The organism is Thermanaeromonas sp. C210, from assembly GCF_013167955.1.
Taxonomy (GTDB): Bacteria; Bacillota; DSM-521; order Neomoorellales; family Neomoorellaceae; genus UBA12545.
Map to the genome: position 1 here is coordinate 599,066 of NZ_BLWF01000001.1, position 18,412 is coordinate 617,477.

The window sequence follows — 18,412 nt, forward strand, 5'->3', positions numbered from 1 at the left end:
GGGGCGGGAGCTTGGCCTGGCAAGGCGTGCTTTTCGATTTAGATGGCACTCTCCTGGATACATCGGATCTGGTCATCAAATCTTTCCAATATACACTGGCGCCCCACCTGGGGAGAACGATAGATGCCGAGGAGGTCTATCCTTACTTTGGAGCACCCTTGCGGGAGGGATTAGCAGCTTTTCTACCCGAGAAGGTGGAGGAGATGCTTCCGGTTTACCGCCGCTACAGCCAGGAGCATTTTGACAATCTGGTTTGTCTCTGTCCCGGTGTCAGAGAGGGTTTAGAAGAGCTGCGGCAGGCCGGAATTAAGCTGGGCATCGTTACCTCCCGGGTGCGGGATACCACCCTCTACGGTCTGCAGCTCTTTGGATTGCTGGACTTTTTCCAAGCCATTGTGACCATGGAAGATGTAGAAAACCACAAACCGGGGCCGGAGCCGGTCCTGCGGGGGGCAGAGCTCCTGGGCTTACCACCGGCGGCCGTGTTGATGGTGGGAGACAGTCCTAACGACATTGCCGCGGCCAGGGCGGCCGGTGTGATCGCAGTGGCCGCGGGATGGAGTCGCGTGCCTTGCCGACGCTTGCTGGAGGCGGGTCCAGATTTCTGGGTGGATTCCATGGAGGAACTGGTGGACCTGGTATTAGGCAGTGCGGACATTGTAGGGAAGGCGAGGGCGAGAGGATGCTGAGCTTTTTCCGGGAACTCAAGGAGGCCCTGGACCACAACCGCCCGGCGGTAGCGGCCGCCATCGTGAGGGTTTCCCCGGGAGGGTATCCGGCGGTCAAGCCGGGTGGAAGGAGGCTCTACTACACTAACGGCGAAGGCTGCGGTAGCCTGGGGGACCCCCGGCTGGACGCCCTCGTGGCGGCGCGGGTGCCGGAGGTTTTTGCCCGGCGGCGGCCACAACTGGTCAGCCTCACTCTGGAGGACAACGAAGTGGAGGTGTTCCTGGAGCCGGTATTGCCGGAGCCCAAGATTCTAATTTTAGGTGGGGGCCATGTAGGGCAAAAAGTCGCCGCCCTGGCCAAGGAAGTGGGCTACCGGGTAACGGTAGTGGACGACCGGCCGGCCTTCGCCAACCCGCAGCTCTTTCCCCACGCTGATGAAATCATATGCCGGGACTTCGCAGACGCCCTCCAAAACATCCAGATTGATCCGGCCACCTATGTCGTTATTGTGACCCGGGGACATCGCCATGATTACGAATGTTTGCGGCAGGTGATTGGCTCTCCAGCCGCTTATATCGGCATGATCGGCAGCCGGCGCAAGGTCCAGGGCGTCAGGGCACGGCTCTTGGCCGACGGAATACCCCAGGAAGCCCTGGACCGGGTGCACGCTCCCATCGGAGTGGACATCGGGGCGGAAACGCCGGGAGAAATTGGGGTAAGCATCTTGGCGGAAATTATCAGGGTATATCGTGAAGGTAGATAGAACTTGATTGCGGAAATTTCACTAGAATAGAAGGAAAATGACCAAACATGTTGTATTAGGTTGTATTAGGATGTAAGTAGTGATCTAGCAGGTGGGGGCCCCAATGGATAAAGAACTGGTGAATACCATAGTTAATTTATTGGAACAGGGAGAAACTTTCGTCCTGGCTACCATAGTACGGACCAAAGGTTCCACTCCCCGGGAAGCAGGTTCCGGCCTCGTCGTCCTGCCCGATGGCAGGATGTTCGGTACCATCGGCGGCGGCTGTGCCGAGGCTGAAGTGCGGCAGCGGGCGCTGGAGGTATTGCAAGACGGAAAGGCGGGAGTGGTCCGCGTGGATCTCACGGCCGAGGTTGCCGAAGACGAGGGTATGGTATGCGGAGGGATTATGGACGTGTTCTTGGAGCCTTTAGGAGGTAAGACATGCTAGGGAAAAAAATCCGTCAAATCCGCCGGGACAGGGGCATGAGCTTAAAGGACGTGGCAGAAAAGACCGGACTTACCTCTAGTTTCTTAAGTCAGGTAGAGCGGGACCTGGCCGACCCTTCGATAACTTCCCTCCGCAAAATAGCGGAGGCCCTGGAAGTGCCTATCTTTTACTTCCTTCTAAATCATGAGGATCACAGCCCCGTAGTCCGGCGGGACAAGCGTAAAGTCTTAAAGTTTCCCCAGTCTCATCTAACCTATGAACTGCTGTCTCCTGATCTCAACCGTAAAATGGAAATCATGATGGCCCGCCTGGAGGCGGGGGCCGTCAGCTGCGACGAACCGCTCTCCCACCCGGGGGAAGAGTGTATTGTGGTCCTGCAGGGTTGTATGGAAATCGAGATCGGAGGAGAAGTTTACCGCCTGGAGGAAGGAGATAGTATTTATTACTATGCCGCCGTCCCCCACAAGCTATGGAATCCCGGAGATAAAGAACTGGTGTTTTTATCGGCTATGACTCCTCCTCTATTTTAGCCCTTTGGGTGGTGGGAACCCTCCCATGGAGCTCCAGGCCGGTCTGGGATTGGGTGAGAAGGAAATAGTTACTCTGGTGGGGGCAGGGGGTAAGACCTCTGCCCTTATTTGTTTGGCCCGGGAACTGGTGGCCCGGGGCAAACGGGTGATAGCCACAACCACAACTAAAATGCTGGCAGAACAGGCCCGCGTTCTCGCGGAACCCCTGTGCCGGGCGGATATTGCCGAGCTGGTGGCCGGGGTGGCAGCCGAGCTTGCCCGTTCCCCCCTGGTGACCTGCGGACGGGGCCTAGGGGCCGAGGGTAAGCTCCTGGGAGTGGCTCCGGAAGCCGTCGCCCGCCTTGCCGGCCTGCCGGCGGACTACATCCTTATCGAAGGGGACGGAGCAGCCGGAGCCTTCCTCAAGGTACCGGCGGCCCATGAGCCGGTTATTCCCGCGGTGACCACCCTGGTAGTTACGGTTATGGGATTGGAGGTCATGGGTCACCTCCCGGCGAAACCGTGGGTGCACCGCGCAGAACTTATCCCGAGCCTATGGGGAGCAGAAGAAGTACCTCGCCAGGTCGACGTTGAGCTGGCTGCCCACCTCTTAACCCACCCCCAGGGGGGCCGCAAAGGAGTACCTCCCGGAGCCCGCTGGGCGGTGCTTCTGAACCAGGCCGAGGAGGATTCCGCCCAGAGGGCCGGCAGGCTCCTGGCCGGTAAACTGTTGGAGAGAGGTGCCGAGATGGTGGTCCTGGGGGCGGTAAGGACCCAGGCCCCGGTGAGGCAGGTCCTGCGGTCCCCCGGTTTCCCTGCCGGCCGCGTGGGGTCAATAATCCTGGCGGCCGGTGAAAGCCAGCGCTACGGCGCGCCCAAACAGCTGGCGCCTTGGCGGGGCAAGACCATGCTGCAGCACGTTGTGGAAGTGGCTCTGGCGTCGGAGTTGGGCGAAGTGGCCGTCGTCCTCGGCCACGCGGCTAGCGAAATAGCCGGGACTTTGCAACAGTACCCGGTAAATCTGGTCTACAACCCTGCCTACCGGGAAGGCATGAGCACTTCTCTGCGAGCCGGGTTGACGGCCCTTTCCCCCGGTGCCACCGGTGCCCTGTTTATCCTGGCGGACCAACCGGGGATCACTCCCTCCGTCCTTAGGGCTTTGGCGGATGCTTACGTGCGTTGCGGCAAGAAGCTGGTAGCCCCTTGGTACGGGGGGAGGCGGGGCAACCCGGTGCTGGTGGACAGCGACCTCTGGGAAGAACTTAGCCGTCTCCAGGGTGACCAAGGCGCTCGCTCCCTTTTTGAACTCCGTCCGGAAGAAGTGGGCCTAGTGCCGGTGGATTGCCCCGGTGTAACTTACGATATCGATACCCCCGCCGATTACCGGCGCTGGGTGGAGGGAACAAAGATAGAGGAAGGGGAATAGGCTTATGGGCCGGGAAAACCTGGTGGTCATCAAGGGAGCCGGGGATCTGGCCAGCGGCGTGGCGCACCGCCTATGGCGGGCAGGATTTCAAATAATCATGACCGAAATACCTCAGCCTACAGTGATAAGGCGGACGGTAGCCTTTGCCGAAGCCGTTTATGAGGGTGTGGTAGAGATAGAAGGTCTTCGAGGAAGGCTGGTAAGGGATGGCGAAGAAGCATGGCAGGTGGCTTCCCGGGACGAGGTGGCCGTCCTGGTCGATCCCCAAGCCGGCGTAGTCAATGAACTGCGGCCGCAGGTGGTGGTCGACGCCATCATGGCCAAAACCAACGTAGGAACGTCTATGGATCAAGCCCCCATAGTCATAGCCTTGGGACCCGGCTTCCGGGCTGGCCGCGATGCCCATGCGGTCATCGAAACCATGCGGGGCCATTACTTGGGGCGCGTTATTTTCCACGGTGAGGCTTTACCCAATACCGGAGTACCCGGCGAAGTGGGCGGCTACAGCTCGGAGCGGGTAATAAGGGCTCCGGCGGAGGGAAAATTTCAGGGGCTTAAAAGGATCGGGGATTGGGTCCAGGCGGGGGAAGTAGTAGCAACCGTTGAAGGAGTACCGGTGGTGAGCGCTATAGACGGGATCCTGCGCGGGATGCTGCACGACGGCTTGCGGGTTACCCCAGGCATGAAGGTAGGGGATGTGGATCCCCGGGCACAACGGGAGCATTGCTTTACCATCTCCGACAAGGCGCGGGCCATAGCCGGAGGAGTCCTGGAAGCTATTTTGTTTTTCCAGAATCGCAGGATTATAAGTCTATCCTCACCTTAGTCCTAGGGAAAAGGGTGCACGTAAGGGAGTAGGAAGCAAAAAAGGGATCCTAAACTGGACTAATATAGAAGAGGATTGACAAAAGGGTTCAACAATGTTAGTTTTAAAGCGAAGGTAAAGGAACCGAAGACATGCCCCTTGCATGCCCCTAATTTAATCATACGGGAGGGGAACAGGGGCTTAATCTTTGTCTTGAGGAATTGGACTTTCGGTTTTGGACAAGTAATAATGGGCGATATTATATTCATATAATGATTTGTTCCCGGGGGAGGTGACGCCTTACGAGCAAGGAAGAGGAAACTATCTTGATTACGGGCTACGCCAGGCTACCTTCCACCATCACAGCATATAAACTCTATGAGGTTGTAGGTGTAGCGGTAGAAGTCAGGCCCAGTGATGGAGAGATTTTAGATGTTGACTGTAGCTTGGCTACGAGTGTGGCCCGCAGAATAGTAAGGGAAATAGCCTTGGGTTACCGGTTAAGTGATGGTATCGAAGAGCTGGTGGAAAAGATCGAACGGCGTTACTGTGGTAGCGCCCGTAAAGCAGTAGTGATGGCCTTTCGCGCGATACACGAAAAGTACGTTGCTTACCGGCAGGGAAGAGCATTATAGGGAAGGCAGCGCCTCCGGGAATTTTATATTATGATGAAAAATGTAAAAAGCTCTTGACACGGCAAGCAAACGGTGCTATGCTGTAAACAGAAAAAGTGAAGAACGGAACAAGTGGTCATCTTGCTTGCAAGTGGATAAGTACTCCTTATCCATGAACGCAAACAGGACCTGGCCGGGATAGAGAGAGGAGTCCTTACCCGGACGGGTCTTTCTTTTTGAGATGTAAGCAAAGCCGAAGGGAGCGATGCATGACGACGCAGGAGGAGGAAACCATCCTGATAACGGGGTATGCCCGGCTCCCTTCCACCATTACAGCATATAAGCTCTATGAGGTTGTGGGGGTAGCAGTAGAAGTCAAGCCGAAGGACGGCGAAATCGTAGACGTTGATTGTAGCCTAGTACCTGATATAACGCGCAAAATTATCCGCAAGGCCGTTGTGGGTTACAAGCTAAGTGACGGGATTGACCCTTTGACGGAGAGGATCGAGCGGAGGTATTGCGGGAGCGCACGTGAAGCGGTAGTAGCGGCCTTCCGGTCCATATACGAAAAGTGGGTCGCCTACCGCCAGGGAAGGTGCTTAGAACAGAGAGAAGATCGGGCTTAAAGATGCGAGAAAGCCATTTTGTCTGCAGGTGGGCAAAGGCCTTGCTCGCTAGTTCGCAGGCAAGACCTGGCTTAGAGTGAAAGCTTATTACTCTAAGGCAGGTCTTTCTTTTTGTAGAAGGTTGCCACCTCATCGGTGGGAAAACCTGAAGTTGGACCCTTGGGAGGTGAGAACTGGAGGTATTATCTCTAAGACCATGGGTTATCCTTTTGCTAGAGGAGGGAGGGACGGCTGCCATGGAAGAAAGCCGTATTCGACGGCGGGATTTACTCAACAGAGTTATGTCGGCTGCGGAGGCGGCCGAGCTGATCAAAGACGGTATGACCGTCGCCACCAGCGGATTTACCCCGTCGGGTTATCCCAAGGCGGTGCCCCTTGCCCTGGCCGACAGGGCTAGCAAGGAGAAAATCAAGATCAGCCTCTGGACGGGGGCTTCGGTAGGGGATGAGCTGGACGGCGCCTTGGCGCGGGCGGGAGTGGTGGCCAGACGGTTACCCTACCAGACCAATAACTCCATGCGCGACGCCATTAACAAAAGGGAAGTTTCTTATATAGACATGCATTTAAGTCAGGTAGCCCAGCAAGCCCGCTATGGTTTTTTGGGCCACCTGGATATGGCCATTGTGGAAGCAGTAGCTATCACCCCGGAAGGTCATCTCATTCCCAGTACCTCGGTAGGGAATACTCCCACCTTTGTGAGCTTGGCGGACAAGGTCATTGTGGAGATCAACACGAGCCAGCCTTTAGAGCTGGAAGGTATGCACGATATTTATGTACCCGCCGATCCGCCGGGACGGCAGCCCATACCGCTGACCCGAGTGGATGACCGCATCGGTACCCCCTATATACCTTGCGACCCCGATAAAATTGTAGCCATTGTGTTTACCGATATTAAAGATAACGTGCGCCCCTTGGCACCGGTAGATGACATCAGCAGACAAATGGCCGAAAATCTAATCGACTTTTTCAAGCACGAAATCAAAGCAGGGCGTTTGCCTGCCAACCTCCTGCCGCTGCAGTCGGGCGTAGGGAGTGTAGCCAACGCGGTGCTGGCGGGACTGGCCCAATCAGACTTTACCAATTTGGAATTTTATTCCGAGGTTATACAAGATTCCGTTTTTGACCTTATCGATTTAGGCAAAATGCGTTTTGTATCCGGCACTTCCATTACGCCTTCGGAAGAAGGTTTGAAGCGCTTTTACGATAATTTGAAGACCTACCGCCAGAAAATCATCCTGCGGCCCCAGGAGATCAGCAATAATCCGGAAATCGCGCGGCGCCTAGGGGTTATTGCCATGAACACGGCTATAGAAGTAGACATATATGGCAATGTTAACTCTACCCATATTATGGGTACTAGGATGATGAACGGTATAGGCGGTTCGGGAGATTTCTCCCGCTCGGCTTATCTCTCCATTTTCTCAACGCCTTCAACCGCTAAGAAAGGTGCTATTTCCTGTATTGTTCCCATGGTATCCCATGTAGACCACACTGAACATGAAGTACACGTCGTCATAACCGAATGGGGAGTTGCCGATTTGCGCAACAAGTGCCCGGTGGAGAGGGCGCGGGAGATTATTAACAAGTGCGCCCACCCTAAGTACCGTCCATGGCTGGAGGAGTATTTGGAGAAGGCCATACGGAAGGGCGGGCATACTCCGCATAACCTAGCGGAGGCCCTGTCCTGGCATGTTCGCTTTGAGGAAACCGGTGACATGGCGCTGCCTTCCGGGGCAGGCGCGGCACCGTCTAAAGAGGAAGGGGGAAGATAGGCATGTTAAAAGAAGAAGCCCTACAAGCCATTCGTACGGCTAAGGAGGCCTGGGACACCGGACGGGTGCAGAAGGTTCTGGCCAAACGTCCGGAACGGCATGAAGAATTCATTACTGGGTCCGGCTATCCGGTGGAGCGGCTTTACACTCCAGCGGAGGTAAGTGAACTGGATTACCTTAGGGACCTGGGTTTTCCAGGTGAATATCCCTATACCCGGGGCGTGCAGCCCACCATGTACCGGGGTCGCCTGTGGACGATGCGGCAGTATGCAGGCTTCGGTACGGCCGAAGAATCGAATCGTCGGTACAAGTACCTGCTTTCTCAGGGGCAGACGGGGTTGAGCGTAGCCTTTGACCTTCCGACCCAAATCGGCTACGATTCTGATCATCCCATGGCCGAAGGCGAGGTAGGGAAAGTAGGAGTAGCCATCGATTCGCTGGCCGATATGGAGGTACTTTTTAACGAAATACCCCTTGACAAAGTCAGCACTTCCATGACCATCAATGCTCCGGCAGCGGTCCTCTTATGCATGTATATGGCCGTGGCGGAGAAACAGGGGGTACCCTTCCATCAACTGCGCGGCACCATCCAGAACGACATCCTAAAGGAATATGCGGCGCGGGGTACCTATATCTTTCCTCCGGAGCCTTCCATGCGGCTGATTGTAGACATTTTTGCCTTCTGCTCTAAGGAACTTCCCGAGTGGAACACCATCAGCATTAGCGGCTACCATATACGGGAAGCAGGCGCCACGGCAGCGCAGGAAGTGGCCTTCACCCTGGCCGATGGCATTGCCTACGTAGAGGCAGCCCTTAAGGCCGGCCTAAACGTAGACGAATTTGCTCCTCGTTTATCCTTCTTCTTTAACGCCCACAATGACTTCTGCGAGGAGATAGCCAAGTTCCGGGCGGCCCGTCGCCTGTGGGCCAAGATCATGAAGGAGCGGTTTGGAGCCAAAGACCCGCGGTCCATGATGCTCCGCTTCCACACCCAGACGGCGGGGTGTACCTTGACGGCCCAGCAGCCCATGAACAACATCGTTAGAGTGACCATTCAGGCTCTGGCGGCAGTGCTGGGAGGTACCCAGTCCCTGCACACCAATTCCTACGACGAGGCCCTGGCTCTGCCTTGCGAAGAGGCCGTTCGCATAGCCCTGCGCACCCAGCAGATTATTGCCTATGAGAGCGGCGTGGCGGATACCATCGACCCGTTGGGAGGGTCCTACTACATTGAAGCCCTTACCAACCGGCTGGAGAAAGAGGCGGAGGATTATATCGCCAAGATCGATGCTATGGGCGGGGCAGTAAAAGCCATTGAACAGGGCTACATCCAGCGGGAAATCCAGGACAGCGCCTACCGGTACCAGAAAGAAGTAGAGAGCGGCCGGCGCACCGTGGTGGGCGTCAACAAGTTCCAGATGGAAGAAGAGCCTCCGAAGAACCTGCTGAAGGTGGATCCGGCCGTAGGAGAAGCCCAGAAGAAGAGACTGCAGGAGCTTAAAGCCCGCCGCGACAACCAAAAAGTCGAGCAAAGCTTAGCAGAGCTACGGCGGGTAGCTTCGAGTGACGACAACCTCATGCCGGCCATTTATGAAGCAGTTAAAGCCTATGCGACCCTGGGCGAGATTTGTGGAGTCCTGCGGGAAGTCTTTGGCGAATATCGGGCGCCGGATAGCCTATAAAGAGGAAACAAGGGAGGGACAAGGCATGCGCAAGATCCGGGTACTCATTGCCAAACCGGGCTTGGATGGCCACGATCGCGGGGCCAAAGTAATAGCCCGCGCGCTGCGGGATGAGGGCATGGAAGTGATTTACACCGGCATACGCCAGACGCCGGAGCAAATCGTTGCGGCGGCTATCCAGGAAGACGTAGACGTGGTAGGGTTAAGCCTCCTGTCAGGGGCGCACCTATACCTGTTCCCCAAAGTTGTCAAGCTGTTGCGGGAGCAGGTTGGAGATAAGGTGCTGGTAATCGGCGGAGGTATTATACCTGAAGAAGATATTCCCATCCTAGAAAAAGAAGGAGTAGCGGCTATTTTTGGTCCCGGCACACCTACCAGCGCCATTGCACAATTCATTAGGGAGAAGGTGGGTGAACGGGCTAAGTAGTCCGGGGCCGAGGGGTTATAAACAGGGGAGGAGCCAGCAGCCGGATCAGGGATCGGACTGCCGAAGGCTGGCGCACTGGGTAAAGGAGAGGGGTACTAGTGAACGAAGAATTGCTCCGGGAATTTCGTCAAGGCAGCAAGAGGGCGGCCGCCCGGATAATCAGCCTCATCGAGAACGAAGAACCCGCCGGTGTAGAGCTGCTCAAGGAGCTTTATGGGCAGGGTGGCCACGGCTACATCGTGGGCATAACAGGGCCGGCCGGCAGCGGAAAGAGCACCCTGACGGATGTGCTGGTGAAACACATGAGGCAGAAGGGCTACCGGGTAGGGGTGGTGGCGGTTGATCCCACCAGCCCCTTCACCGGCGGGGCCTTGCTGGGAGACCGGGTGCGGATGAACGACCTAGCCCTGGACCCTGGGGTCTTCATCCGCAGCATGGGAACGAGGGGCCAGCTGGGCGGCCTTTCGTGGGCCGTGCGGGATGCCCTGGTAGTTCTCGATGCCTTTGGCTGCGATTATCTCCTGGTAGAGACCGTGGGGGCCGGGCAAACCCAGGTGGATATTGCACGGGTGGCTGATACCATTGTACTGGTAACCGTGCCGGGCCTGGGGGATGACATTCAAGCGGCCAAGGCCGGCATAATGGAGATCGGCGATATTTTTGTGGTGAACAAGGCGGACCGGGGCGATGCAGACCAGGTAGTGCGCTACCTTCAGACGGCCCTGGAACAGGGGAGCAAACAGGAAGGCTGGCAGCCGCCTATCCTAAAGACTGTGGCATGGCGGGGAGAAGGAGTAGAGGAGTTGTGGCATGCCATAATGCAACATCGATCCTTTCTGGAGCAGTCCGGTCTCCTGGAGCCCCTACGCCAGCAGAGGGTTAAAGAGGAGGTCATAGAGCGAGCGGAACGGATGGTCTTGGCCTGGTTAAAGAGAGAGGTCCGGGTGGATGAATTAATAGAAGAAGTTTACAACCGGCGGCTGGACCCCTATAGTGCCGCTGAAAGGCTGGTGGATAAGATACTGCGGGCCAAGGACCAGGGCTAGAATTTAACTTTAATATAAACACTGATGGGAGGGTGCTGTAACCATGAAGGTAACGAGGGTTGACCACATCGGCATAGCGGTTCCCAACCTCGAGGAGGCCCTCAAGTTTTACGAAGGGGTGCTGGGGCTGAAATGCACGGGGATAGAGGAGGTGGCCGAACAGAAGGTCAAGGTGGCCTTTCTGCCCGTGGGCGACAGCGAGATCGAACTTCTGGAATCCACCGACCCCGAGGGTCCCATTGCCAAATTCATCGCCAGCCGGGGTCCCGGTATCCAGCATATAGCCCTGCGGGTGGAAAACATAGAGGAAACCCTGGGCGAATTAAAGGAGAAGGGTATTCGCCTGATCGATGAGAAACCGCGCTACGGCGCAGGCGGGGCGCAAATTGCCTTTGTTCATCCCAAGGCTACGACCGGTGTGTTGTTGGAGATTTCCCAGCGGGAAGAGAAGTGAGGTAGAGAGCCTATGAGCATGGAGCAACTCCTACAGGATCTAGAAAAGCGTACGGCCAAAGTTAAAGCTGGTGGTGGGGAGAAGAGGATAGCGAAGCAGCACCAGCAGGGGAAGAAGACGGCGCGGGAGCGGTTAGAAGCACTTTTAGACCCTGGTAGTTTTCAAGAGGTAGACGCCTTTGTCACCCATCGTTGCACCCTTTTTGGGATGGAGAAGGTGGAGGCGCCTGGAGAGGGTGTAGTGACTGGGGTAGGGACGGTTGAAGGGCGTCCGGTGGCGGTTTTTGCCCAGGACTTTACCGTTTTGGGCGGGTCCTTAGGGGAGATGCACGCCAAGAAGATATGCAAGATAATGGACCTGGCCATGAAAGTAGGGATGCCGGTAATCGGGCTAAACGACTCTGGGGGTGCGCGGATACAAGAAGGCGTTGATGCCCTGAGCGGATACGGGCAGATATTCTACCGGAACACCCTGGCGTCTGGTGTAGTGCCGCAGATAGCGGCCATAATGGGGCCGTGTGCAGGGGGAGCGGTGTATTCGCCGGCGCTAATGGACTTTATCTTCATGGTGCAGGGCAGCAGCGAGATGTTCATCACCGGGCCGCAAGTAATCAAAGCCGTAACAGGGGAAGAAGTAAGTGCCCAGCAGTTGGGGGGAGCCCTAACCCACAACCAGACCAGCGGCGTAGCGCATTTTGCAGCCGAAAACGAAGACCAATGTCTCAGCCTTATCCGGACCCTATTGAGCTATTTACCCAGCAACAACATGGAAGACCCGCCGTTTAAGGACACAGGAGATGACCCTGGGCGGGAGGATGAAGGCTTATTAGAGGTAGTACCTGAAGATCCCAACAGAGCGTATGACATGCGGGAAGTCATCACCCGGAGCGTAGACATAGGGACCTTTTTTGAAGTACAACCCCTTTACGCTCCCAACATCATAACCGCCTTTGCGCGTCTTAACGGTCGAGTAATAGGGATTATAGCGAACCAGCCGGCGTACATGGCGGGGTGTTTAGACATCAACTGTTCCGACAAGGCGGCGCGGTTCATACGGTTTTGCGACGCCTTCAACATACCCATCGTCAACTATGTAGACGTACCTGGGTTCTTGCCGGGGACGAACCAGGAATACGGGGGGATCATCCGGCACGGGGCGAAGATGCTCCATGCGTATTCCGAGGCCACAGTACCCAAGATCACCCTCATAGTGCGGAAGGCGTATGGTGGGGCGTACCTGGCCATGTGCAGCCGGGACCTGGGTGCGGACGTAGTATATGCATGGCCGTGCGCGGAGATAGCAGTAATGGGGCCGGAGGGGGCGGCCAACATCATCTTCCGCAAAGAGATCGAGGCGGCGGCTGATCCTGGGAAGGCGAGGCAGGAGAAGATAGCGGAATACCGGGGACTTTTTGCGAACCCGTACGTAGCGGCCCAGCGGGGATACATTGACGCCGTAATCGACCCGCGGCAGACGCGGAGGTACCTGGTGCAGGCCTTAGAACTCACGGCGACCAAGCGGGAGACGCGGCCGGCCAAGAAGCATGGTAACATCCCCCTGTGAGGTGAGATAGCATGCCATATGCAGGACTGATGACCCTGATAGCCCTGGCCGTAATAGGCATCCTGATTGGTTCGTGGGCGCAGCGACGGGATATGCCTAGCGGGGAGGGGGTAGCCTCTCCGGAGGAGGGGAGGGTGCAGGGAGTAGGAGAGGAGGCAGTAGAGCCGGCGGCGGTGGAGGGAGTAGACCCCCAGCTGGTGGCCGTAATAGCGGCGGCCATAGCCGCTGGTCAGGAAGGCGGTACTGCTACAGTTTGGACGCGTTTAGATAGGGGTACAGTTAGTTCCTGGGTCTTAAGCGGGCGCCAGGAACTTCACAGCAACCTACCAGTGAACCTGAGATGGAGGTCGGGAAAATGATGAAAACCTACATCATCCATGTCAACGGCCAGCGTTACGAAGTAACCGTAGAAGAGAAGAGGGAGGGAAGTGGTGTTTCGGCGGCGGGGGCTCCGGTGGCCAGGGTAGAGGCGGCTCCTGCGGCGGCAGCTCCCCCGGCACCGGCTGCGGCTCCGAGCCCGGCGGCAGCACCTGCGGCTAAGGCGGCGGCCGGCAACGGGAATGTAATTACCGCGCCTCTGCCGGGCAAAGTAGTGGCCGTTAAAGTAAAGGCGGGTGCGGCCGTAAAGAAGGGCCAGGTGCTCATGGTACTGGAGGCCATGAAAATGGAGAACGAAATCGTGGCGCCTGCCGACGGCAAGGTAAAGGAAGTTCACGTGAATGAAGGAGCCAGCGTCAACGTAGGCGAGCCCCTGATATCCCTAGCCTAGAGAGGGGAAAACATTGGAGGCTGCGCGAAGGAGAATGTACGGGCCGGATACCGGCCTCAGCAGAAGACAAAATAACAAACCATAATAAATTTATGAGGAGGCAAAAGGTCATGGAGAAAGCTTTGGCGGGGATAAAAGTGATAGACCTGACGCGGGTGCTGGCGGGACCCCTTTGCACCATGATATTAGGGGACCTAGGAGCGGACGTAATAAAGATCGAGGCTCCGGAGGGGGACGAGTCCAGGAACTACGGACCCTTTGTCAAAGGGGAAAGCGCGTATTTCATGAGCATCAACCGCAACAAGCGGAGTGTGGTGCTGAATCTTAAAGATCCTCGTGGGGTAGCGATTTTAAAGAAGCTGGTGCAAGAGGCGGACGTCCTGGTAGAGAACTATCGGCCGGGGACCGCGGCCAAACTGGGGATTAGCTATGAGGAACTGGCGCCCCTAAACCCGCGGTTGATCTATGCTTCCTGCTCGGGGTTTGGCCAGACGGGGCCGTACCGGATGCGTCCTGCCTACGATATAATCATCCAGGCGATGGGGGGGATCATGAGCATAACCGGTCAGCCTGGGGGCGAGCCGACGAGGGTAGGCGCCTCCATAGGGGACATCACGGCGGCGCTGTTTACCGTAATAGGCATATTAGCGGCCCTGGCTGAGCGGGAGCGGAGCGGTAAGGGACAGTATATAGACATCAGCATGCTGGACTGTCAGGTAGCGATTTTAGAGAATGCCATAGCGCGCTACAGCGTAGGAGGTGAGGTACCGAAGCCCATAGGGAACCGGCATCCCTCCATCACCCCCTTTACCACCCTAAGGACCAAGGACGGGTACGTAGTCATTGCCGTAGGGAACGACAATCTGTGGCGTAAATTCTGCCAGGCGGTCAAGCGGGAAGACCTGATAGAGGACCCGCGGTTTAAGACCAATCCCTTGCGGACCCAGAACTGGGACGAACTCTATCCCATATTAAGCTCCATCTTTGCAGAATACACCACGGCGGAGGCGCTGTCCGTTATTGAGGGAGCGGGGGTACCGTGTGGTCCGCTGCAGGACGTAAGCCAGGTATTCCACGACCCGCAGATACGGCATCGGGAGATGATCGTACCCGTAGAGCACCCGGTAGCGGGGCCGGTATGGATGGCGGGGACGCCTTTCAAGCTATCCCGTACGCCGGGAGCTATAGTGCGGCCGGCTCCTACCCTGGGGCAGCACACCTACGAGGTACTGCAGGAAATAGGTTACAGTGAGGCGGAGCTTAAGGAACTGGAGGCAGAAGGAGTAATTACACCGAAAAAAAGGAAATCCTAAAGAATTTACCCTTATAGGGATTTTCACACCAAGAAAAGATAGTCAACACTTAGCAAAGGGGGGTATTTCCCTTGACTACTGCGGCCTTGTTATCACTGGTAGCCCTGATAATAGTGGTAATAGTTAGCTGTCTGCGGGAGGAATGGAACCCGGGGCTACTGGCCGTGGGCGCTGCCCTCATAGTGGGTGCGGGGTGGGGCGGCCTAAAGGGTGCCGAAATACTGAAGATGTGGCCCACCTCCTTGTTCATGATCCTTCTGGGAGTAACCTTTCTGTTTGGCATGGCCCAGGAGAACGGTACCTTAGAGAAGCTTACGGCCTATGCGGTGCGTCTGGCGCGGGGCAACACGGCTTTAATACCATGGATTATCTTTATCATCGTGGTCATCATAACCACCATAGGGCCGGGGAACATTGCCACCACGGCCATGATAGCGCCTCTGGCCATGGCCATTGCGGGGCGCATAGGCATGAGCGCCTTTTTGATGACCCTTCTGGTGGTGGGTGCGGCCAACGCGGCAGCCTTCTCACCCTTTGCGCCTACCGGTATTATCTCCCTGGGTATCATAAACAAGATGGCTCCCCAGTTGGGTATTAACCCTGGGGACGTACTGGGCATCGAATGGAAGGTTTACTTTAACTCCGTAATAGCCCAGGGCATCACCAATGTGGGCGGGTTCTTGCTGTTAGGCGGGCTGGCGTGGATGCGGAGGCAGCGGGGCTCTTCCCTGAACATCGATGAGATAGCACCGCGGCCGGAACCCTTTACCCGCGAGCAGTGGATCACCCTGGGAGGCATAATTGCCTTCCTTCTGCTGGTCTTATTGCCCGGCTTCCCGGCGGTAAAGGCCGTCCTGCCCACATGGGCCCTTAACATGTTATCCGATGTGGGGGCTATAGCTTTCATAATATCGACCGTCCTGATCCTTTGCAACGTAGCCAGTGTAAGAGAATCCGTTAAGCGCGTACCGTGGTTTGTGCTCATCCTGGTATGCGGCGTCACCGTCCTGGTGGAAGTAATGGACAAGACCGGGGGCTTAAAAGTACTGGTGGATATGATCGGAGCTATATCCACCCCCCTAACCGTTCACTTCTGGGTGGCCCTGATCGACGGCATCCTTTCCGCCTACTCCAGCTCTTCGGGGGTAGTCATGCCCATGTTCCTGCCCCTGGTTCCGGGCTTGATCGAGAAGCTGGGCCTGATGGGCCTGCCCGAGACGGTGGACCATGCAGTAGCCCTGATTTCCAGTATCAACGTTGGCAGCCACCTGGTGGATACCTCCCCCTTATCCACCCTGGGAGCCCTCTGCATAGCCTGTGCGGGTGAGCATGAGAACAAAGCGCGGCTCTTCCGCAACCTCCTCATCTGGGGCTTGTCCATGTCCCTGGTGGGCGGGGTCATGTGCCTGTTGTTCTTCGGTATTTTAGGGTTGTAAGGAGTAAGAGGGTGGAGCTTAGGCGGGGCGGGAAACCGCCCCGCCGGGCTAAAGGATTATTGAATAGCAGTTAGCTTAAGGGATTGAGGTGACCAGTATGCAAGAGCTGTTGATGGGGTTGACGGGACTTACACCCCAGCAGGTTATCATGTTTGTCATCGGGGGCATATTGATCTACCTGGCCATAGCCAAAGACTACGAGCCCCTGCTTCTTCTGCCCATGGGCTTTGGGGCCATCCTCACCAACATTCCCTTTTCGTCGGCCGTGGGCGAAGAAGGGTTCTTGACCATTCTACTGCATGCAGGCATAATCACCGAACTGTTTCCCATCCTGATCTTCATAGCCGTAGGGGCCATGTGCGACTTTACACCGCTGCTCCGCAATCCCCTGATGATGATCTTCGGGGCGGCGGCGCAGTTCGGCATCTTTGCCACCATAGTACTGGCCGCCCTTTTAGGGTTTGACCTTAAGGAGGCGGCTTCCATAGGGATCATAGGTGCGGCGGACGGCCCCACCACCATCTACGTAGCCACCAAATTTGCCCAGGAACTCTTGGGTCCCCTTTCCGTAGCCGCCTACTCCTATATGTCTCTAGTACCCATCATCCAGCCGCCGGTAATTAAGCTTTTAACCAGCAAGAAGGAGCGGATGATCCGCATGCCCTACCGGGAAGGGAAACCGGTATCCAAGATCGTCCGGATCCTGTTTCCCATTGTCGTTACCATAGTGGCGGGGATCATCGCTCCCATCAGCGTAGCCCTCATAGGCTCCCTCATGTTCGGGAACCTTTTGCGGGAGGCCGGGGTAGTAGAGCGGCTGGCCAAGGCGGCCGAGAACGAGCTGGCCAACCTGGTAACCTTGCTTTTGGGAATAACCATTGGCTCGACCATGGAGGCCAGTGCCTTCTTAAATGTGAAGACCCTTATGGTCATGGGGCTGGGGCTGGTGGCCTTCATATTTGATACCGCCGGTGGGGTGCTGTTGGCCAAGCTCCTCAACCTTTTCCTAAAGGAGAAGATCAACCCTGCCATAGGCGCGTGCGGCATCTCGGCCTTTCCCATGTCCGCCAGGGTTATATCTAAGCTGCTCCTGAAGGACGACCCCAACAACTTCGTTATCATGCACGCCATAGGCGCCAATACCTCCGGGCAGATCGGGTCCATTATAGCGGGCGGCCTGGTCCTGGCCCTAGTACCTGCGTTGCTGGGATAATTTAAAGGGAGGGCCAAAAAGCTAGAGCATACGCCGCCGACTGGGTTCAGGGAGGTGTGATTAAAAATGGGAACTGTAGGACTGGCTCTGGAACTTATGGCTATAGCCCTGCCTACTATGTTCGGGGTTATCCTCCTCTTTATGTTGTTAATCAGTGCCCTCACCCGCATCTTCCCCCCAAGGAAAGACACGGGGGAAGGGGAATAAGAGTTTTCTCGCCGGACCGAGGACTTGGTTCCCTGGGCAGTGGTCGGGAGGGACCCTAGGGGGGTGCCTCCCGTTATGCTTGATTAGGAGGGGCGACAGAGCTTAAAGATCATGCGGATAGCAGTATACCCCGGCGCCTTTGACCCCATTACCCTGGGCCACCTGGATATTCTACGACGCTCCTGCCGATTATTCGACAAGGTGATTGTGGCCGTGGCCCAGGACCCTCCTAAACAGGCCCTCTTTTCCGCCCGGGAGAGGGTAGAGCTGGTGCAGGCGGCGACCAAAGACCTGGCCCAGGTGGAGGTCAAGACGTTCCGGGGATTGTTAGTTGAGTTTGCGTCCAGCCAGGGGGCTTGCGCCATTATCCGCGGCCTGCGGGCGGTTTCCGATTTCGAACAAGAGTTCCAAATATCGGTGATGAACAAAAAACTGGCCGGCGAAATAGAAACGGTATTCCTCATGGCGGCCACCGAATATTCTTTTTTGAGTTCCCGAGTGGTGCGCCAGGTGGCTGCTGTAGGAGGGTGTGTCCGGGGCTTAGTGCCGCCGGAGGTGGAAGAAGCTCTGGAGGCGAAGTACGGGAGACCCCCGCAACTCCAGCAACGGCAGTCTTTTGGCCTTGCCCGAAGGGGAACCCCCGCCTAGGACTGGGCCCCAATATCCGGAATACGTGAGGGGGAGAAGG

21 protein-coding genes are annotated in these 18,412 nt (G+C 56.7%); all 21 read left to right on the forward strand.

What is annotated here, in order from left to right:
- Nucleotides 1–11: 11 nt before the first annotated feature.
- The 21 genes from TAMC210_RS02860 to coaD all read left to right on the forward strand — a co-directional run bounded on the left by TAMC210_RS02860 (nt 12) and on the right by coaD (nt 18,372).
- Nucleotides 12–689, forward strand: coding sequence for an HAD-IA family hydrolase (locus TAMC210_RS02860; RefSeq protein ID WP_173297274.1), 678 nt, complete (start codon nt 12–14; stop codon nt 687–689).
- Entirely contained in the window at nt 683–1,432 is a 750-nt protein-coding gene (locus TAMC210_RS02865) for an XdhC family protein (RefSeq protein ID WP_173297275.1), read from the forward strand. Before TAMC210_RS02860 ends, TAMC210_RS02865 begins: the two co-directional genes overlap by 7 nt.
- A 103-nt stretch (nt 1,433–1,535) precedes the next feature.
- Entirely contained in the window at nt 1,536–1,862 is a 327-nt protein-coding gene (locus TAMC210_RS02870; RefSeq protein ID WP_173297276.1) for an XdhC family protein, read from the forward strand.
- Nucleotides 1,856–2,392, forward strand: coding sequence for a cupin domain-containing protein (locus TAMC210_RS02875; protein WP_173297277.1), 537 nt, complete (start codon nt 1,856–1,858; stop codon nt 2,390–2,392). The genes TAMC210_RS02870 and TAMC210_RS02875 overlap by 7 nt, the downstream gene beginning before the upstream one ends.
- 25 nt (nt 2,393–2,417) lie before the next feature.
- Nucleotides 2,418–3,797 (forward strand): selenium cofactor biosynthesis protein YqeC, encoded by a 1,380-nt coding sequence (yqeC, locus tag TAMC210_RS02880; protein WP_173297278.1) that lies wholly within the window; start codon nt 2,418–2,420, stop codon nt 3,795–3,797.
- 4 nt (nt 3,798–3,801) lie between these two features.
- Nucleotides 3,802–4,623 carry a selenium-dependent molybdenum cofactor biosynthesis protein YqeB gene (gene yqeB / locus TAMC210_RS02885; protein ID WP_173297279.1) on the forward strand — a complete coding sequence of 274 codons (822 nt, stop codon included), beginning with the start codon at nt 3,802–3,804 and terminating at the stop codon, nt 4,621–4,623.
- A gap of 305 nt (nt 4,624–4,928) precedes the next feature.
- Nucleotides 4,929–5,237: a DUF3870 domain-containing protein gene (locus TAMC210_RS02890; RefSeq protein WP_173297280.1), complete on the forward strand. Its 309-nt coding sequence runs from the start codon at nt 4,929–4,931 to the stop codon at nt 5,235–5,237.
- A gap of 248 nt (nt 5,238–5,485) precedes the next feature.
- Entirely contained in the window at nt 5,486–5,842 is a 357-nt protein-coding gene (locus TAMC210_RS02895; RefSeq protein ID WP_173297281.1) for a DUF3870 domain-containing protein, read from the forward strand.
- A gap of 236 nt (nt 5,843–6,078) precedes the next feature.
- Nucleotides 6,079–7,614, forward strand: a complete 1,536-nt coding sequence (locus tag TAMC210_RS02900) for an acetyl-CoA hydrolase/transferase family protein (protein WP_173297282.1) — start codon at nt 6,079–6,081, stop codon at nt 7,612–7,614.
- A 2-nt stretch (nt 7,615–7,616) separates the two neighbouring features.
- Entirely contained in the window at nt 7,617–9,296 is a 1,680-nt protein-coding gene (locus TAMC210_RS02905) for an acyl-CoA mutase large subunit family protein (RefSeq protein ID WP_173297283.1), read from the forward strand.
- A 25-nt stretch (nt 9,297–9,321) separates the two neighbouring features.
- Nucleotides 9,322–9,723 carry a cobalamin B12-binding domain-containing protein gene (locus tag TAMC210_RS02910; protein ID WP_173297284.1) on the forward strand — a complete coding sequence of 134 codons (402 nt, stop codon included), beginning with the start codon at nt 9,322–9,324 and terminating at the stop codon, nt 9,721–9,723.
- A 98-nt stretch (nt 9,724–9,821) separates the two neighbouring features.
- On the forward strand, nt 9,822–10,769 hold the full coding sequence (gene meaB, locus TAMC210_RS02915) for a methylmalonyl Co-A mutase-associated GTPase MeaB (protein WP_173297285.1): 948 nt from the start codon (nt 9,822–9,824) through the stop codon (nt 10,767–10,769).
- 43 nt (nt 10,770–10,812) lie between these two features.
- Entirely contained in the window at nt 10,813–11,223 is a 411-nt protein-coding gene (mce, locus tag TAMC210_RS02920; RefSeq protein WP_173297286.1) for a methylmalonyl-CoA epimerase, read from the forward strand.
- 12 nt (nt 11,224–11,235) lie between these two features.
- The gene (locus TAMC210_RS02925) at nt 11,236–12,786 is read left to right on the forward strand and encodes an acyl-CoA carboxylase subunit beta (RefSeq protein WP_173297287.1); all 1,551 of its coding nucleotides are present in this window, start codon (nt 11,236–11,238) and stop codon (nt 12,784–12,786) included.
- An 11-nt stretch (nt 12,787–12,797) separates the two neighbouring features.
- Entirely contained in the window at nt 12,798–13,145 is a 348-nt protein-coding gene (locus TAMC210_RS02930) for a hypothetical protein (RefSeq protein WP_173297288.1), read from the forward strand.
- Nucleotides 13,145–13,555, forward strand: a complete 411-nt coding sequence (locus TAMC210_RS02935; RefSeq protein ID WP_173297535.1) for a biotin/lipoyl-containing protein — start codon at nt 13,145–13,147, stop codon at nt 13,553–13,555. The genes TAMC210_RS02930 and TAMC210_RS02935 overlap by 1 nt, the downstream gene beginning before the upstream one ends.
- A 110-nt stretch (nt 13,556–13,665) precedes the next feature.
- Nucleotides 13,666–14,868, forward strand: a complete 1,203-nt coding sequence (locus tag TAMC210_RS02940; protein WP_173297289.1) for a CaiB/BaiF CoA transferase family protein — start codon at nt 13,666–13,668, stop codon at nt 14,866–14,868.
- A 71-nt stretch (nt 14,869–14,939) separates the two neighbouring features.
- Nucleotides 14,940–16,304, forward strand: a complete 1,365-nt coding sequence (locus tag TAMC210_RS02945) for an SLC13 family permease (RefSeq protein ID WP_173297290.1) — start codon at nt 14,940–14,942, stop codon at nt 16,302–16,304.
- A 97-nt stretch (nt 16,305–16,401) separates the two neighbouring features.
- Nucleotides 16,402–17,517, forward strand: coding sequence for a sodium ion-translocating decarboxylase subunit beta (locus TAMC210_RS02950; protein WP_173297291.1), 1,116 nt, complete (start codon nt 16,402–16,404; stop codon nt 17,515–17,517).
- A gap of 66 nt (nt 17,518–17,583) precedes the next feature.
- Nucleotides 17,584–17,724 (forward strand): hypothetical protein, encoded by a 141-nt coding sequence (locus TAMC210_RS02955; RefSeq protein WP_173297292.1) that lies wholly within the window; start codon nt 17,584–17,586, stop codon nt 17,722–17,724.
- A 111-nt stretch (nt 17,725–17,835) separates the two neighbouring features.
- A complete protein-coding gene (gene coaD, locus TAMC210_RS02960; RefSeq protein WP_217267228.1) occupies nt 17,836–18,372 on the forward strand; it encodes a pantetheine-phosphate adenylyltransferase in 537 nt (178 codons plus the stop codon).
- The last annotated feature ends 40 nt before the right edge of the window (nt 18,373–18,412 follow it).

Bases quoted from the DNA above. Each gene is read 5' to 3' on its own strand.
- TAMC210_RS02930 (WP_173297288.1), top strand. From the start codon at position 12,798: ATGCCATATGCAGGACTGATGACCCTGATAGCCCTGGCCGTAATAGGC.
- TAMC210_RS02870 (WP_173297276.1), top strand. From the start codon at position 1,536: ATGGATAAAGAACTGGTGAATACCATAGTTAATTTATTGGAACAGGGA.
- TAMC210_RS02875 (WP_173297277.1), top strand. From the start codon at position 1,856: ATGCTAGGGAAAAAAATCCGTCAAATCCGCCGGGACAGGGGCATGAGC.
- TAMC210_RS02910 (WP_173297284.1), top strand. From the start codon at position 9,322: ATGCGCAAGATCCGGGTACTCATTGCCAAACCGGGCTTGGATGGCCAC.
- TAMC210_RS02900 (WP_173297282.1), top strand. From the start codon at position 6,079: ATGGAAGAAAGCCGTATTCGACGGCGGGATTTACTCAACAGAGTTATG.
- TAMC210_RS02940 (WP_173297289.1), top strand. From the start codon at position 13,666: ATGGAGAAAGCTTTGGCGGGGATAAAAGTGATAGACCTGACGCGGGTG.
- yqeC (WP_173297278.1), top strand. From the start codon at position 2,418: ATGGAGCTCCAGGCCGGTCTGGGATTGGGTGAGAAGGAAATAGTTACT.
- TAMC210_RS02865 (WP_173297275.1), top strand. From the start codon at position 683: ATGCTGAGCTTTTTCCGGGAACTCAAGGAGGCCCTGGACCACAACCGC.
- TAMC210_RS02925 (WP_173297287.1), top strand. From the start codon at position 11,236: ATGAGCATGGAGCAACTCCTACAGGATCTAGAAAAGCGTACGGCCAAA.
- TAMC210_RS02950 (WP_173297291.1), top strand. From the start codon at position 16,402: ATGCAAGAGCTGTTGATGGGGTTGACGGGACTTACACCCCAGCAGGTT.
- TAMC210_RS02955 (WP_173297292.1), top strand. From the start codon at position 17,584: ATGGGAACTGTAGGACTGGCTCTGGAACTTATGGCTATAGCCCTGCCT.
- TAMC210_RS02905 (WP_173297283.1), top strand. From the start codon at position 7,617: ATGTTAAAAGAAGAAGCCCTACAAGCCATTCGTACGGCTAAGGAGGCC.
- TAMC210_RS02935 (WP_173297535.1), top strand. From the start codon at position 13,145: ATGAAAACCTACATCATCCATGTCAACGGCCAGCGTTACGAAGTAACC.
- coaD (WP_217267228.1), top strand. From the start codon at position 17,836: ATGCGGATAGCAGTATACCCCGGCGCCTTTGACCCCATTACCCTGGGC.
- mce (WP_173297286.1), top strand. From the start codon at position 10,813: ATGAAGGTAACGAGGGTTGACCACATCGGCATAGCGGTTCCCAACCTC.
- TAMC210_RS02895 (WP_173297281.1), top strand. From the start codon at position 5,486: ATGACGACGCAGGAGGAGGAAACCATCCTGATAACGGGGTATGCCCGG.
- yqeB (WP_173297279.1), top strand. From the start codon at position 3,802: ATGGGCCGGGAAAACCTGGTGGTCATCAAGGGAGCCGGGGATCTGGCC.